Source organism: Hahella chejuensis KCTC 2396 (assembly GCF_000012985.1).
GTDB classification, from domain to species: Bacteria; Pseudomonadota; Gammaproteobacteria; order Pseudomonadales; family Oleiphilaceae; genus Hahella; species Hahella chejuensis.
In genome coordinates this window covers 4,713,701-4,728,357 of sequence record NC_007645.1, presented here as the reverse complement: position 1 = coordinate 4,728,357, position 14,657 = coordinate 4,713,701, and the positions used below count along the sequence as shown (strand labels likewise).

Sequence of the window (14,657 nt, the reverse complement as noted above, 5' to 3'; positions counted from 1 at the left end):
TGTAGTTATATACGGGACAAAGTAACAGCATAGGCGTTTGGGTCGAGAGGGGCGTAGAGAAACAGACTTGGTTGCAGGCGGAATAAGGCGCGGGATAGTGGCGGGGGAGAAGTCACGCCGGGGCGCGGGGGCCCCGACGTTGGAACGGATTAAGCGGCCAGGTTTTTGGCGACGAAATCCCAGTTCACCAGATTCCAGAATGCGTTCATGTAGTTAGGACGAACGTTTCTGTAGTCGATGTAGTAAGCGTGCTCCCAAACGTCAACGGTCAGCAGTGCGGTTTTGCCGTCAGTCATTGGCGTGCCTGCGTTGCTGGTGTTGAAGATTTCCAGTGAACCGTCGGCGTTTTTAACCAGCCAGGTCCAAGCCGAGCCAAAGTTGTTAACGGCTTTGTCAGTGAATTGAGTTTTGAAGCTTTCGAAGGAGCCGAAAGTTTTGTTGATGGCGTCAGCCAGCTCGCCAGTAGGTTCGCCGCCGCCATTCGGGCTCAGGCAGTGCCAGTAGAAAGTGTGGTTCCAGATCTGGGCGGCGTTATTGAAAACGGGGCCGCTCTTGGAAGCCACGATAATCTCTTCCAGAGACTTCCCTTCGTATTCAGTTCCGGGAACCAGACCGTTCAACTTATCGACGTAAGTTTTGTGGTGTTTACCGTAGTGGTATTCAATAGTTTCTTCGGAAATGTGCGGCGCAAGCGCATTCTTTTCGTAAGGGAGAGCAGGAAGTTCAAATGCCATGAGATTTTCTCCGTCTTTTTAAGTGTGTAATCCCGTGTAAGTCTCTGATTCTAGAGTATACAGACTGAGTAAGAAGAGATAGATCCGAATCTCCGGAAATTCAGCCTGCAGGCTCAGGGTCATCACAGTATCACCCTGGGTATTGATGCCAGCCAGATGACGACCGACAGAATTCTTTTGTTTGATCGCGCAGAATGATATCACCCGCATATATGGAGTGCTATCAAGGGTTTTTCAAGATTATTTATCAGACTTATTAATAAAATTAATAAGCTAGGCGAGTGGCGGGGGCAGTTGATTATAAGAAATACAGGCGGCTTGTTGGGGCGTCGGCCCATGGAAATGGGCCGGTAAAACGTTAGTCAAAGTGAGCCAGCGACGAAGTGAAAGGCGTATGCTCCGGCACGAAGGGAAGACACTTTTCCACTTTGGCGATCAACGCTTTGTAGTCTTCCGCGACAATGTTGATATGCCCGAGTTTGCGGCCGGCGCGCTCTTCTTTTCCATACAGGTGCAGATGCGTGTCGCTGAGCGTCAATACGCTGTCGCGGTCTGCGTGACGACCAATCAGGTTGATCATACAACTGACTCCGACAGGCTGAGTGTCGCCCAAAGGCAAGCCGGCGACGGCGCGCAGATGATTTTCAAACTGTCCTGTATGCGCCCCATTCATGGACCAGTGACCGGAGTTATGGACCCGTGGCGCCATTTCATTGGCCAAGAGGCCGTCGGGCGTTTCAAAGAGCTCCAGCGCCAGGACGCCCACATAGGACAGGTGCGCCATCAATGTTTCGATGTATTCGGCTGCTTTCTGCGCCAGCTCGGCGCTAATGCGCGGCGCGGGGGCGATGGTGTAGCGCAGAATGCCGCCATGGTGAATATTTTCCGCCAAAGGGTAGGTGACGGTTTCGCCAGTGCTGCTCCGGGCGGCGATGATGGATATTTCCCGGGAGAAATTGACGAAGGATTCGACGATCAACCGGGGGTGTCCGATGTTGTTCCAGGCTGCCTCCGCCTCTGCGGCGGACTTGAGGACGGCCTGGCCTTTGCCGTCGTAGCCCTCAGTAATGGACTTCGCCACGACCGGGGTTCCCAGTTCGCGGGCGGCTTCAGCCAACTCTTTCGGGCTGTTCACCAGACGATACTTGGGAGTAGGGATGCCCAATTGAGTAAACAGCGCCTTTTCGTGCTCTCTGTTCTGACACACGCGCAGCGCCTCCACTTCCGGGTAGAGCGGCTTGCGAGCGGCGATATTTTGCGCCAAATCGAGGGGCAGATGCTCAAACTCGTAAGTCACTACATCGACGAAGTCGAGGAAGCGATCCAGTTCTGACTGAGTGTTGTCAGGGTCGCTGAAAATCGTTCCAAGGCCCGCAGACGGGGCCCCGGAGGTATCGTAGAGCGCAAATTCAAAGCCCAGCGGCATACCCGCCAGCGCCATCATGCGGCCAAGTTGGCCGGCTCCGAGAATGCCGATTCTTTTCATGATTGCCTTGGATCAGCGTTGCTGAGAACAGTGTCTGTCTGCTGCTTGCGGAACGCTTTGACGGCGTCCATGATTTTGCTGTCCTGCAAGCCCAGGATCTGAGCCGCCATAAGTCCTGCGTTGGTGGCCCCGGCTTTGCCGATCGCCAGTGCGCCGACAGGGACGCCTCCGGGCATTTGTACGATGGACAATAAAGAGTCTAGACCATTCAGCGTCTTGGATTGCACGGGAACGCCCAGTACGGGGATAGGGGTCTGTGACGCGGCCATACCGGGCAAGTGGGCGGCGCCTCCAGCTCCGGCGATAATTATCTTGATGCCTCTGCCTTCGGCGGACTTGGCGTAGTCAAACAGCAGGTCCGGCGTGCGGTGAGCGGAAACGACTTGCACTTCATAGGGAACGCCCAGTTTGTCGAGAATTTCGGCGGCGTGCTCCATGGTAGGCCAGTCGGATTTGGAGCCCATAATAATGCCAACTAAAGGCTGCATGATTTCTCCTTAGTAACCCTGTCATTATTGGTTAAATTCGCCTATGGGGCGCGAATTTGCGGGTGGTCGAGGCATACTGTTTAAAAAAGAGGCGCATAGTTTAGTGAGTCGGTTAATGGGATGCAAACGAAAGCGGCCCTTGCCGGCTCTCGTTGCAGGGCCTTGGCGTTCAGGCGCGCGAGGAGCCTTTATCTGGCTCGGGAAAAACGGAATAATAGCGGGTTGCTTCATGCCTGTTCTGCCGCAAATATTGTTGAGTTGGATGTAAAGCTGGATAAGGGCGCGTGTACGGAAACTTCGGCATTGTCTAAAATGCCATGGCGCAACCGCGCAGAATCGGGCGTTTGCCGATACACTATATAAATACAGTCCACTAGCGAGGATACATGGAGACAATTAAGCCCGAGAAAGACGAGGTTGATCGATTTCAATCACAGCGCCATAAAGCGCCTGCGACGAGACCTGCTGAGCCCAAGAAGGCTGCGCCGGTTGCGGAGGCCCCGGTGGAGGCTTATGTCAGACTGTCCCGCCCTGCGCAATGGGCGATCGTCTTTGTATTCATTCTGGTGCTGACTTTTGCGCTTATCGGATATTGGCAGGTCAAAAATCAGCAACAAACCATTCTGTCGCTGCAGAACCAACTGGAGCAGGCGACTCAGTACATATCCCAAAGTAAGCTGGTGACCGCTCGTCTCGAAGGGCAGATCAATCAGACCGACGCCACAATGGCGCAAAGCGGCAATGAAATGGCCAGGGAGCTGAAGACGCTGGACTCTGAAATTCGCAAGCTGTGGGATGTGTCCAACAAGCGCAATAAGCAGTTGATTGAAGACAACCAGAAGGCGTTGACCGCTCTTCAGGGCGACTTCAAACAGGCGCAAGAACGGATTAAGGCGTTAAGCGGTGAGATAAATGGCCTGACGGTTATCGGCGAGAATCTTGGCAAGTCCCAGGAAGCGCAGGCGTTGCAGATTTCCGCGCTGACGGATGATATGGGGCGCACCGATGATGCGCTGGAGAGGAAACAGACGGAGTTGGCGCAACTTCTGAAGCAAAGTTCCGACAAGCTGGAGAAATCTATATCTGAGCAAACAGTAGCTGTCGCCAAGCTTGAGCGTATGGTCGGTAAAATGAATGAACAGAATCTGGACGGCAATCTTAAGGAGCTTGAGAAGAAAGTCAGCGCTATCGACGCTACGCGCAATCAACTGGTGCAACGCTATGTTGAGCTGGACCGTCGTATGAACGAGATTGGGCTGCAATTGAAGGCCATGCAGAAATAACTCTGCGATTTTGCGCCTAAGTGAGGCTTAGGCGCTTCTGAAACTCAAGAACATCTCTTCTATTCTCTTACGGCCGCGGTGTGTTGACGATCGTGGTCGCATCAAAATCCACCGCTTGAAATTGCGGTTCAATTCTTACTTCCACATATTGGCGAAAAAGTAGCGCCGCCGCCACGGAAGTTTCCAGCGTCGCCAACTTGTTCGGATCGTATAGGGCGGCTTCCTTTTCATCATTCCTCGCGCGTTGCGCTTCCTCATAAACGGGGCCGCCCGCCGCTGGCGGAGAGAATAGTCCGGGCACGAAAATATCCGATAGTTGCGGATTTTGGAGTAGAGCGAGAGAAATGGAGTCCAGCGTGGAGCGCTCTACTGTATCCGCGATGGGGATGTAGTTAATTTGCGCCTCGGAGAAGGTGATATCGAGCGCTTGCCCATCATCAAGTTCGATATGCACGCTGGCTTCAGTGGAAGGTTCATCCAGGGCTTTCCATTCCACCTCGAAGGGAAGCTCTTCCGCTGAAATGCTCAGAGTTGCGCCGAGCAGTAGCGCTACCAAAGTCGGAGTGAACAGGCGATCCGCTCGCGGATCAGGCGCGGTGGAGAGGACATCCGAGTTGTTCATGAGTAGTGACCCTTGCGCATTTTTATAATTGATTGTGACTGATTGTAGCAACTCAACGGAACGGGAATGTGGAGCCGTTTCAAAATACGGCTTAATTTTTGTCATGTACTATTTTATTGCGCGCAGCTGAAGATCTAACCAGCTTGTTGGACGCTGCAGGCGGTGCTGGATAGCCGACTGTAAAGAAATGTAGTGCAAAGTAACTCGTTGTAGCGAATTCTTGCTCCAATTCTCAGCTGGCGGAGCATTCGGTTGCTAGAATCGTTGTCAGCCTGGAGGGGAGTGAGGGATATAGTCACGCGCAACCTTCCGTCTCAATAAACAAGAGCCATGATTTGTGAAATGGTCATGAAAGCGACGCCCTTATAAACGGGGGAGTGAGTATGCAGCGATATTCGTGCTTTAAAACGTTTGTCCTACTGTTGTTGACGACGGTGGGGATGAGTGGATGTAAGATTTATCAGTCCATGGGGAAGAGCGTCGGAGCCTTTGTGCACCCGGTCAGCGGTCCCAAATTCGTGCATATTCCAGACTCGGAGTGGGATAGTGCGTCCTCCGCGCTCATATATTTTTATCGGCCGCATAGCGACTGGGCGTCAGAAGAAATCGAGTCGCCCAGCGTATATGTCGATGACAGTCAATACTTCAACTTTCGTGATAACAGTTACACTTGGCTGCAGGTGGCTCCAGGCGAGCGACGCATTACCATGCGCAGGCCCTTGCTGGGCTTTGAAGGCATCGGCGGATTTACTCTCAGCGACATGACGGATCAGATACTCAGCGTCGATGCGGGTAAGATTTATTACCTGCGCTACTCTGAAGTCAGCAAACCAGATCCAAACCCGGAGATCGAAACTGACTCTCCCTGGGCGGAGGGGGATTTGCAATTAGTGGCGGCTGAGTTCGCCTATAACGAAATAGTGGAGACCCGCTTTCTGAATAGTGATCTCCTCGCGCCGAATCATGCCGCCACCTCTATTGTGAAAGAGAATATCGAATACTCATTTGAGCGGGAGCAGGAAGAAATTGAGGTCGCCCGTGAAGAAGAAATTGAACGGTTGAAAGAGCAGGGCTATTACCGCCCCGATAAGTGGTGGTGTATGTATATGTGCGGCGGCGGGCCGACCAAGCGGCTGAAGACGGATCGCATGCAACATGAGCTGGATAAGCGCAAGGAAGTCTATGAGGCGCAGCTGGCGGAAAGTGAAAGCTCTTCATGGTGGTGGCCCTTTTGAAGAAAGGGCGATAGCCACATTAAATTTTCAAATCTGCATTGTCACCCAGTTCTATCGGGTGACATCTGGGTTTAACATCTATCATTTACTGTAAGGGCTTCAATTGAAGCAGGAGCAGCGGCGACGCCGCGCTTCTGAAATATGGGTATGGTTTTCAGCCGGTTAATTTCGGATGTAAGCGGCGGCGAATCAACGGCGGACAGGAAACAGAAAAAGGACTTACTGAACTATGAGCGTAACGACCATGTTTCAAGATCAAGTGCAAAAAACCAGAGGCTTTGTTGACCGTGTGAAGGATGTATACAGCAGGGCCTATGACAAGGCTTTGCAGACTGGAAAAGGCGGCCTGGCTGGAGCGACGCGCATCGGTGCGGCGCTGGAGCCTAAGGTGCGACATAGTATCGACTCGGCCCATCATATCTTCGACAGCATCAACCAGTCGCTGGCGGATAAAGCCATTCCTGAGTGTCGTCGTTCTAATGTCGAGTCGGCTCGCCTGGAGGAGAAGTCTTATGCAGCGCGACATGGGGTGAATGACGCTGGCGCTTCGCGCCGGGACATTTAAGATCGAGTCTCCGAAGTAATCGAGCGTTTGGATATGTTAAGGTAGCCGCGTTTTTCATACTGTTGTTAGGGGAAAAATCATGAGGCTATTGCATACGATGATCCGGGTCGGCCACCTGGATCGCTCCATCGGTTTTTATACTGAAGTGCTGGGTATGCGTCTGTTGCGGCGCAAAGACTACCCGGAAGGCCGTTTCACCTTGGCGTTTGTCGGTTATGGTGATGAATCAGAAAACGCCGTCATTGAGCTGACTCATAATTGGGACACTGCTGAGTATGAATTGGGTTCCGGGTTTGGTCACCTCGCTATTGAAGTGGAAGACGCCTATCAAGCCTGTGACGCTATTCGTGAAAAAGGCGGGCAGGTAGTTCGGGAAGCGGGCCCAATGAAGCACGGAACTACAGTCATTGCGTTTGTCAAAGATCCTGACGGCTATATGATCGAGCTGATCCAACGCTAACTTTTCTTCTGGCTAGATTGGCCTTTATTTCTCTATCGAATAAGCGCCGTAATGTGGCGCTTTTGATCGACTTTGCAGCGAAATAGAAATTAGAAAAACTTTTTTAAACATTGCGCTTGACACTCCTTGGGGCGATCAGTACTATGCGCATCGTCTTCACGGGGCAGCCAAGCAGTTCGCGGGGTTGGTTCGGAAGCGCCTCTTGATTCAGAGTGACGTGGGGGGTGGTTAGCTCAGCTGGGAGAGCATCGCCCTTACAAGGCGAGGGTCGCAGGTTCGATCCCTGCACCACCCACCAAATTCTGAAATAGAGATCGCGGAGCGGTAGTTCAGTCGGTTAGAATACCGGCCTGTCACGCCGGGGGTCGCGGGTTCGAGTCCCGTCCGCTCCGCCAATTTCTACTAAATCAAGAGCCAGTTCATCTGGAACTGGGTGGTTAGCTCAGCTGGGAGAGCATCGCCCTTACAAGGCGAGGGTCGCAGGTTCGATCCCTGCACCACCCACCATCTTCCCCAAAGATGGATTTTCGCGGAGCGGTAGTTCAGTCGGTTAGAATACCGGCCTGTCACGCCGGGGGTCGCGGGTTCGAGTCCCGTCCGCTCCGCCAACTCTCTTCCTCATTATTTCCTCTTATCTCACATCATAATTTTCTGATTTTAATCACTAATTTATTTTTCTTTCTGAATTATCCTGTCGTCTTTCTTTGTCATCTTGCTGACATAGCAGCTTGGTAATCTGGGTTACAATCTGAACAAGGAGTCGTAGACGTGCAAGAGTATATTGATGACCTGATTGATGTTGACTATGAAGAGTTTGACGACGACGAGTTCGTTGACGACGCTGTAGAGCTTTAGCCCAGTCTCTTCTTGTCTCTCAGGTGTTTTCGCCTGTCGCTGTATTTTCGTCCGTTCGGCCAGAAGCATGCTGGTCTTTGAACGGCTTCGGATTAACGCCAAACCACCTCTTGAATGCCCGATGAAAAGCGGCGGGTGAAGAAAAGCCCAGAAGATAAGCTATCTCGCCGATTGTTAAGTCTGTGGCTTTGAGGTAAGTCTCTGCGATCTGCTTACGGGTCTCGTCCAGAACCTGTTGAAACTGTACCCCTTCCTTTTTTAATCGCCTTTGTAACGTCCATTCCGAGAGGCCCAATTGTTTAGCTGTTTCTGTGAGGCCCACTTCACGTCCTTGCAGCATGGGGGTGATAATCTGTTTGACTCTTTCTGTCAGGCTGGTGGCCCCAACCAGGGTGGTGAGCTCCCGATTGCAAATGCTGACAATTTCGCTGTGTGTGGCAGGGTTGGCGTAGATGGAAGGGAGTAATAGCGCTTCTTTGCGAAAAATCAGTGCGTTACGAGAGCGTCCAAACTTAACGGGGCAATTGAATGCCTGTTGATAATGTTGAGCGTAAGGCGGCGCTTCAAATTCGATTTCCACCTCTTTCAGTAGTCGTTCCTGTCCGGTGATCCAGTGCGCCAGCGCGCTCCATCCGCTCAGCAGGCAGTCCACCACGAAATAGTTGAACTCATTATAGGGGCTGATGGAATAAAACTGGGCGACGCCGCTCTCTTCCGTCAGGTAAAACCGGCTACTGCCTCGTTTGTTGACGCTGCTCAGGCTTTCATAGTGAATCCATAGCCGGATCGCCCGCTCAAGATTGGGGCTGGTCATGGCGGCATAGCCGGATAGGCCCATGTGAGAGATGCGTAGCGCCTGCCCCATGAATAGCCCCAGAGCCGGTTGATTGGCGGTGCTGATCAGCGCCTGCCCGATTCGCATGAAGCGGGATATGCTGATTCGCGCCTTGGGGGAGGCTAGAGTTTCTGGCGTCACGCCATATTCGTTGAGAACCGGCATCGGGTCGACGTTAAGCTTGTGACAAGCTTCGCGCACTAATTCTACGAAGTTGACCGATATGTCGCCGAGCTGCATAGGGTTCTCCTTTGGCGGGGTTTAAAGTGGCGGATGGGTGTATTTTATAGATAAAAAAATGTTATCCAAGGGTATTGGCTGTCTTGCGTGACGGGGCTAATTTATACGACAAATCCCGTAGCCTTGGTCGCTGCGCATAACTCGAGGCGAGAGCCGTTAAGTTATCGGCATTTCGCTCATAAAAGTGAATATTCAGGAGTGTTTCATGCAACAGAATTCATCTGGCGCGAGTAAGTATCCGCATCTGTTGGCCCCTTTGGATCTGGGCTTCACCACCCTCGCCAACCGCACCCTAATGGGGTCCATGCACACGGGTTTGGAGGAATCGCCGAATGGCTTCCAGCGTATGGCGGCGTTTTACGCTGAGCGTGCGAGAGGTGGAGTGGGTCTCATTGTAACCGGCGGTATCGCTCCAAACCCGGAAGGCGCAGTTGCCCAGGGCGCTTCCAAGATGGACTCCGACGCGGATGCGGAAAAGCACAAGATGATCACCCAGGCAGTGCACGAAGCGGGCGGCAAAATCTGTATGCAGATTCTGCACGCAGGACGCTACGCTTATCATCCCAAGCTGGTGGCGCCGTCGGCCATCCAGGCTCCGATCAATATGTTCAAGCCGCGCGAGCTGTCCACTGAGGAGGTTGATGAGCAGATAGACGCCTATGCTAACTGTGCGGCTCTGGCGCAGCAGGCGGGCTATGATGGCGTTGAAATCATGGGGTCGGAAGGCTACTTCATCAACCAGTTTATCGTAAGCCATACCAACAAGCGGACCGATAAGTGGGGCGGCGATTACGAGAGTCGCATTCGCATGCCGATAGAGGTAGTGCGTCGCGTGCGTGAGCGAGTCGGCCCTAACTTCATTATCATTTACCGCCTTTCCATGCTTGACTTGATTGACGACGGCAGTAACTGGGAAGAAGTGGTATTGCTGGCCAAGAAGATTGAAGAGGCGGGCGCCACGATCATTAATACCGGCATCGGTTGGCATGAAGCTCGTGTTCCCACAATCGCGACGATGGTGCCGCGTGCGGCGTTCACAAAGGTGACGGCGAAGCTGAAAAAAGACGTTAACATTCCGTTGGTGACCACTAACCGCATCAATATGCCGGATGTGGCGGAAAAAGTGCTGGCGGATGGCGATGCCGACATGATTTCCATGGCGCGTCCTTTCCTGGCGGATGCGGATTTTGTGGTGAAGGCGGCGGAAGATCGGGCGGATGAAATCAATACGTGTATCGCCTGTAACCAAGCCTGTCTTGACCACACTTTCCAGATGAAGCTGACTTCCTGCCTGGTTAATCCTCGCGCCTGTCATGAAACCGAATTGGTCTATGTGAAGACGAGTACGAAGAAAAAGTTGGCGGTTGTCGGCGCCGGTCCCGCAGGTTTGGCTTTCGCTACAGTGGCCGCTGAAAGAGGGCATGATGTGACCCTGTTTGATGGCGCAGACAAGATCGGCGGTCAGTTCAATGTCGCCAAACTGATTCCGGGTAAAGAAGAGTTCTATGAAACTTTGCGGTACTTCGACCGTATGTTGAAAAAACATAATGTCGATGTGCGCCTGAATACTCGCGTGAATGCTGAAGACCTAAAAGCCGGCGGCTACGATGAGGTGGTTCTCGCCACGGGCGTTTCCCCGCGCGTACCTGAAATTGAAGGGATTGATCATGCCAAAGTGATGGGATACCTGGACGCGTTACTGGGGCGTAAACCAATAGGGAAGAGGGTTGCGGTTGTCGGCGCCGGCGGCATTGGGTTTGACGTCAGTGAGTTCATTACTCATGAAGGTAAGTCTCCCAGTCTTGATGTATCCGCATTCATGAAAGAGTGGGGCGTGGACTTGGGCGTCGAGCGCCGTGGCGGTGTTCAGGGCGTTGAAGCGCATATTGAACCCTCTCCCAGAGAGGTCTATCTGTTGCAGCGGAAAACCTCCAAACCCGGCAAGAATCTTGGCAAGACGACGGGCTGGATCCATCGGGCGTCATTGAAGAACAAGCAGGTGCGCATGGTCGCTGGTTGCGAGTACGTCAAAATCGATGATGACGGTTTCCATGTGAATATTAACGGCGAAGCCAAGTTGTTGCCGGTGGACAACGTGATTATTTGCGCAGGTCAGGACCCTTTGCGTGAACTGCAGCAGCCGCTTGAGGCGGCGGGCGTGTCAGTGCATTTGATTGGCGGCGCGGACGTGGCTGCGGAGCTGGACGCTAAGCGCGCGATTAATCAGGGTAGCCGACTGGCTGCGGAAATTTAATTTCACCCCTTTGGGCTCGGGTAGCGCCTTGAGCCCTCTTCAGCCTTTCATTTTTTGCACAAACCGAGTCAATTGGCTTGGTTTGCGCCCCCTTTCCCTAATTAGGCGCGACCTGTCCAACTGACATTTTCAAGGTTGCGTGCTAAGTTTTCATCAGCTTCATTAATAATCAACGAGTGCGCCGGAGCCGTTATAAGTGGCCCGGAGGTAAAAAATATCGGTGTTTAAACGCTTGGTAAGCGCTAACGAAACAATTTTCTGTTATTTTGTTGCGCTTACAAAAAATAACAACATCGACAATGGGCTTCTGGTCAACGCAGCTTAAACAACAAGCAAAGAAAGAAGGGCTTATTATCTAGGACATTGGCATGCCCAAACCTCAAAAAGATGATATTTACGAAGCGGTTCTCTTTCTGGAGGATCAGTATGTAGCGCGGCAAATGCGCTATTCGGAATTTGAGGCCATATTGGACGGCGTAGTTGCTCTGAATGATCTGGCTGATACGGAAATAACGGCGGTTTATGCAGAGCTGAACAAGCAGTTGGTGCCGCGTGCGCTGGTATTTTTTACGGTCTATTTCGACGAGGAAGGCATTGCGGACTCGGAGTGGAACGTGCCGCTGAAACGGTTGGCGAAAATTTCCGGTTCCGGCCCGGATCTCGGTGCAGGTCCGATACGGCTTGCGTGCCGCAGTCAATGCGCTATCTCCTGGCATCAGCGGGATTTGTGGGATCCGGACATGAAGCCGGGCGGCAATGACTTTCAGGTGATTAAAAAGTCTCTGCAAGAGAATCGCCTGGGCTTCGAAGTGGTCGGCGAGGTGATTGAGGAGGAAGAGGATATTCCTGTCCTGACTCCCACTCAGGCCGCGCCGCAACCTGCCGCATCAGCGTCTGCGCTGGAAGAGCAGGAGCGTATTCATCGTACGAAACTGGCGCGCTTGCTGAAGGCGCAGCGCTTGCGCATCAAGACGTTGAACAGTCAGCACGAAGCGGAAATTGAAGAGCTCAACCGGCAGCACCGGTTGGAGATGCAGGCGCTGAAGACCAAAGTGCAGGATATGGAGCAAAGCCTCCAGCACACCAAGGTGCTTTACGATCAGACTAAAATCAAACTGCAGAAGCGCAGCGATCAATACCTGTCTCTGCAAGAGGAAATGGTGCAGTTCAAGAAGCGTCAATCCATGCTGGAGAAAGAACTCAGCAAGGGAGATGGTGGCGAAGAAGCGGAGCGCCTGCGCCAGCGTCTGGAAAGCGAACTGACGATTGTGAAAGAGCAATTACAGCGTCGCGAGGCGGAGTTGGTGTATCGCGATGAGCGTGAGGAGCAGCTGCGCCAGGAGATTCAAACCCTGAAGGATGAATCTGAGGATGGCGGCGGAGATATTCTCAATAAGCTGTCTGAGCTGGATGTGGTCTTTGTGGTGTATCACCCCGGTGCGGGTCATATCACGATCCCGGCGAAAGATGTTTTGCGCTATGTGCAAAATCCCATTGCCTATGCGGCGGAGCGTTGTTTTGTAACGGAGCGGCACTACAAAGAATGGCTGGACCATTACGAAAACGCAGTATGCGAACACGAAATTCCCGGTAAGGGACTGTGTGGCGAGAGCGTCCCTCGTGTGACCGTGCCCGCTGAGTTCGTTGCAGGCGAAAGCAACCGTTGCGAGAAGCATCAAGAATAGTTCGTGTCCTCTCTGCTGTATCAACCCGATTGCGTCATTCAACCGCTCAGTCACCCTGTGGCTGAGCGCGCTGGCGTGCGCCTGTGGATGGCGCGGGGTGATTTGGTTCATGAGTCTGTATCCGGCAACAAGTGGTTCAAGCTCAAATACAGCCTGCTGGAGGCGGAGCGAAATCAAGCGTCGGGATTGTTGAGCTTCGGCGGCGCCTATTCCAACCACTTGCATGCGCTCGCCGCAGCGGGCCGTATGCTGAATATCCCCACCTTTGGCGTGGTGCGCGGCGCCTGGCGACGTGAGCTGACGCCAACTCTGCAGGATGCCGAGAAGTGGGGGATGCGTTTGCTGTTCGTCAGCAATGAGGCGTATCGCTGCAAAGATGATCCTGCCTGGGTGGAAGGAAGCATTGCGGACTGGGGGCTGTCAGAGCTGATCGATACGCAAAAGCTGATGATCATCCCCGAGGGCGGTAGCAATACGCTGGCGGTGAAGGGTGTATCTGAGTGGGCGCAGCAAATCTATTCCTACTTTCCCTCGACTCCCGCATCCATATTCTTGCCTTGCGGCACCGGCGGTACGATGGCGGGGTTTGTCGCCGCTCACTCACATCATGAGGTGGTCGGTGTGCCTGTGTTGCGCGCCGGCGACTCTATTGCAGCTAAGATCGATGAGTTGCTGGCTTTGAATAACCAGCAACCAGAAACCTGTTTTCGCTTTATGCAAGGTTATGAGTTTGGCGGTTACGCCAAGACCAGCCCCGAGCTGATGGCCTTCACTCAAGCATTTTCCGGTCACACGGGCATTGGTTTGGAGCCTGTCTACACGGGAAAGATGGCGTATGCAGCGCTGGAGTGGTTGCGTCGAGGCGAGGCTCCTAAAGGCTCAGACGTTGTGCTTGTGCATACTGGTGGTATGCAGGGCGCGCGAGGTTTTCTTGGTAAGCGTTAACTCTTCCGGCTATTGATTCAATGAGGCTCTGGCGGATTCCGCCCAGTCGTCGCTAACGACAAAATATCGGGCTGTTTCCAGCCATCCACCTGCTGGCGATTCCGCCAATGCGATCAACATCTGTGGACGACCGTCCCCTTCTGTAGAGTTCAATTCCCTGTATAACTTTTCCCAGCTCATGATTGGGGCCTGATCATCGGGGTGTATTGAAAGGGGCGATAGCCAGTGTGATTTGGGAGTGAGTATCCAGTTTGTGGCTATTTCCTTCAATTGGGGCAGGGCGCTGACAGGCAGCCAGCCGCCGCGTAAGTGATCGGGTGCGGCGAGGAAGGATGGCTCCACGCTGTCTGGGTCAATTAGAGGATAGAACAGATAGCCTTTCATAACGATCTGACGGACGACTTCGTTAATACCCAGATGCGCCAGCGCTTGCCGGGCTTCGGGTGTTTCCGAGAGTAAAATCTGGCTGTTGAGCAGCTTGTCCAGCTTAAGGTCCAGTCGATCCAAGTAATTGGGGCCGAACCAGTGGGCGTCTCCACCTTTCGCCGACGGCGTAGACAAGCCGAGGTAATATTTGATGGCGACTTCCTGATGGACGTAATTGCCTTCGGGGTCCTGCAGGATAAAATCAAACTCGCCGTAAGTCTTTTTGCGGTCTTTCACTTGCAAGCCATGGGCAATCACGCGCCAGGCGCTAAGCCGGTCGATGCCGAAGCGCCAAAGCGATTCAAAGTAAGGGCCCAGAAAGCGGCTTTTTAAGACTTTCTCCATGTTTAGCAGGTCCATGGTCAGCGTCCGGTCGGCGTCGTTCAGCGCTATGGGCGCCTGGCGGTCAAACTGTGTTGGCGCCATGTCAGGAATGGCGGCCAGCACCGGGCTATTACAAGTCCACTGTAAATCTTTGAGCAGTTGTTGTTGCGTTCGCTTCACAAATTAAACTTCCGTTAGTGCCCCGGCCGGCGCTTTGGTC

Annotated in this window: 13 protein-coding genes and 4 tRNA genes; 11 read left to right on the top strand and 6 right to left on the bottom strand. The window is 53.1% G+C overall.

Annotation, left to right across the window (positions count from 1 at the left end):
• Positions 1-149: 149 nt before the first annotated feature.
• The 3 genes from sodB to purE form a co-directional block, all read right to left on the bottom strand.
• Positions 150-734, bottom strand: a complete 585-nt coding sequence (gene sodB, locus HCH_RS20650) for a superoxide dismutase [Fe] (RefSeq protein ID WP_011398372.1) — start codon at positions 732-734, stop codon at positions 150-152.
• 358 nt (positions 735-1,092) lie between these two features.
• Positions 1,093-2,220: a 5-(carboxyamino)imidazole ribonucleotide synthase gene (locus tag HCH_RS20640; RefSeq protein ID WP_011398370.1), complete on the bottom strand. Its 1,128-nt coding sequence runs from the start codon at positions 2,218-2,220 to the stop codon at positions 1,093-1,095.
• The gene (purE, locus tag HCH_RS20635; protein WP_011398369.1) at positions 2,217-2,708 is read right to left on the bottom strand and encodes a 5-(carboxyamino)imidazole ribonucleotide mutase; all 492 of its coding nucleotides are present in this window, start codon (positions 2,706-2,708) and stop codon (positions 2,217-2,219) included. Before purE ends, HCH_RS20640 begins: the two co-directional genes overlap by 4 nt.
• Positions 2,709-3,094: 386 nt before the next feature.
• On the opposite strand from purE, the gene HCH_RS20630 reads away from it, so the two are divergent.
• Complete coding sequence (locus HCH_RS20630; protein WP_011398368.1) at positions 3,095-3,991, top strand: hypothetical protein; 897 nt, start codon at positions 3,095-3,097, stop codon at positions 3,989-3,991.
• Positions 3,992-4,058: 67 nt separating this feature from the next.
• Here the strand turns inward: HCH_RS20630 and HCH_RS20625 are convergent, their stop codons facing one another.
• Positions 4,059-4,613, bottom strand: coding sequence for a hypothetical protein (locus HCH_RS20625; protein WP_011398367.1), 555 nt, complete (start codon positions 4,611-4,613; stop codon positions 4,059-4,061).
• A gap of 383 nt (positions 4,614-4,996) precedes the next feature.
• On the opposite strand from HCH_RS20625, the gene HCH_RS20620 reads away from it, so the two are divergent.
• The 7 genes from HCH_RS20620 (at position 4,997) to HCH_RS20590 (ending at position 7,481) form a co-directional block, all read left to right on the top strand.
• Positions 4,997-5,848, top strand: coding sequence for a DUF2846 domain-containing protein (locus HCH_RS20620; protein WP_011398366.1), 852 nt, complete (start codon positions 4,997-4,999; stop codon positions 5,846-5,848).
• 229 nt (positions 5,849-6,077) lie between these two features.
• Positions 6,078-6,413 (top strand): hypothetical protein, encoded by a 336-nt coding sequence (locus tag HCH_RS20615; RefSeq protein WP_011398365.1) that lies wholly within the window; start codon positions 6,078-6,080, stop codon positions 6,411-6,413.
• A 79-nt stretch (positions 6,414-6,492) separates the two neighbouring features.
• Positions 6,493-6,873 carry a lactoylglutathione lyase gene (gene gloA, locus HCH_RS20610; protein ID WP_011398364.1) on the top strand — a complete coding sequence of 127 codons (381 nt, stop codon included), beginning with the start codon at positions 6,493-6,495 and terminating at the stop codon, positions 6,871-6,873.
• A 222-nt stretch (positions 6,874-7,095) separates the two neighbouring features.
• Positions 7,096-7,171: transfer RNA gene (locus HCH_RS20605), tRNA-Val, on the top strand.
• 20 nt (positions 7,172-7,191) lie between these two features.
• A tRNA-Asp gene (locus tag HCH_RS20600) sits at positions 7,192-7,268 on the top strand.
• A 36-nt stretch (positions 7,269-7,304) separates the two neighbouring features.
• Positions 7,305-7,380, top strand: a tRNA-Val gene (locus HCH_RS20595).
• Between the two features lie 24 nt (positions 7,381-7,404).
• Positions 7,405-7,481: transfer RNA gene (locus HCH_RS20590), tRNA-Asp, on the top strand.
• A 266-nt stretch (positions 7,482-7,747) separates the two neighbouring features.
• On the opposite strand, the gene HCH_RS20585 is transcribed toward HCH_RS20590, so the two are convergent.
• A complete protein-coding gene (locus HCH_RS20585) occupies positions 7,748-8,803 on the bottom strand; it encodes an AraC family transcriptional regulator (protein WP_011398363.1) in 1,056 nt (351 codons plus the stop codon).
• A gap of 205 nt (positions 8,804-9,008) precedes the next feature.
• On the opposite strand from HCH_RS20585, the gene HCH_RS20580 reads away from it, so the two are divergent.
• From HCH_RS20580 to HCH_RS20570, 3 genes are all read left to right on the top strand, one after another.
• Complete coding sequence (locus HCH_RS20580; RefSeq protein ID WP_011398362.1) at positions 9,009-11,057, top strand: NADPH-dependent 2,4-dienoyl-CoA reductase; 2,049 nt, start codon at positions 9,009-9,011, stop codon at positions 11,055-11,057.
• 368 nt (positions 11,058-11,425) lie between these two features.
• Complete coding sequence (locus tag HCH_RS20575; RefSeq protein WP_011398361.1) at positions 11,426-12,742, top strand: DNA repair ATPase; 1,317 nt, start codon at positions 11,426-11,428, stop codon at positions 12,740-12,742.
• Positions 12,743-12,745: 3 nt separating this feature from the next.
• Positions 12,746-13,687 carry a 1-aminocyclopropane-1-carboxylate deaminase/D-cysteine desulfhydrase gene (locus HCH_RS20570; protein ID WP_011398360.1) on the top strand — a complete coding sequence of 314 codons (942 nt, stop codon included), beginning with the start codon at positions 12,746-12,748 and terminating at the stop codon, positions 13,685-13,687.
• Between the two features lie 9 nt (positions 13,688-13,696).
• On the opposite strand, the gene HCH_RS20565 is transcribed toward HCH_RS20570, so the two are convergent.
• A complete protein-coding gene (locus HCH_RS20565; protein ID WP_011398359.1) occupies positions 13,697-14,617 on the bottom strand; it encodes a DUF1853 family protein in 921 nt (306 codons plus the stop codon).
• Between the last annotated feature and the right edge of the window lie 40 nt (positions 14,618-14,657).

Coding starts and splice junctions, on each gene's coding strand:
- sodB (WP_011398372.1), bottom strand. CDS start 734: ATGGCATTTGAACTTCCTGCTCTCCCTTACGAAAAGAATGCGCTTGCG.
- HCH_RS20640 (WP_011398370.1), bottom strand. CDS start 2,220: ATGAAAAGAATCGGCATTCTCGGAGCCGGCCAACTTGGCCGCATGATG.
- purE (WP_011398369.1), bottom strand. CDS start 2,708: ATGCAGCCTTTAGTTGGCATTATTATGGGCTCCAAATCCGACTGGCCT.
- HCH_RS20630 (WP_011398368.1), top strand. CDS start 3,095: ATGGAGACAATTAAGCCCGAGAAAGACGAGGTTGATCGATTTCAATCA.
- HCH_RS20625 (WP_011398367.1), bottom strand. CDS start 4,613: ATGAACAACTCGGATGTCCTCTCCACCGCGCCTGATCCGCGAGCGGAT.
- HCH_RS20620 (WP_011398366.1), top strand. CDS start 4,997: ATGCAGCGATATTCGTGCTTTAAAACGTTTGTCCTACTGTTGTTGACG.
- HCH_RS20615 (WP_011398365.1), top strand. CDS start 6,078: ATGAGCGTAACGACCATGTTTCAAGATCAAGTGCAAAAAACCAGAGGC.
- gloA (WP_011398364.1), top strand. CDS start 6,493: ATGAGGCTATTGCATACGATGATCCGGGTCGGCCACCTGGATCGCTCC.
- HCH_RS20585 (WP_011398363.1), bottom strand. CDS start 8,803: ATGCAGCTCGGCGACATATCGGTCAACTTCGTAGAATTAGTGCGCGAA.
- HCH_RS20580 (WP_011398362.1), top strand. CDS start 9,009: ATGCAACAGAATTCATCTGGCGCGAGTAAGTATCCGCATCTGTTGGCC.
- HCH_RS20575 (WP_011398361.1), top strand. CDS start 11,426: ATGCCCAAACCTCAAAAAGATGATATTTACGAAGCGGTTCTCTTTCTG.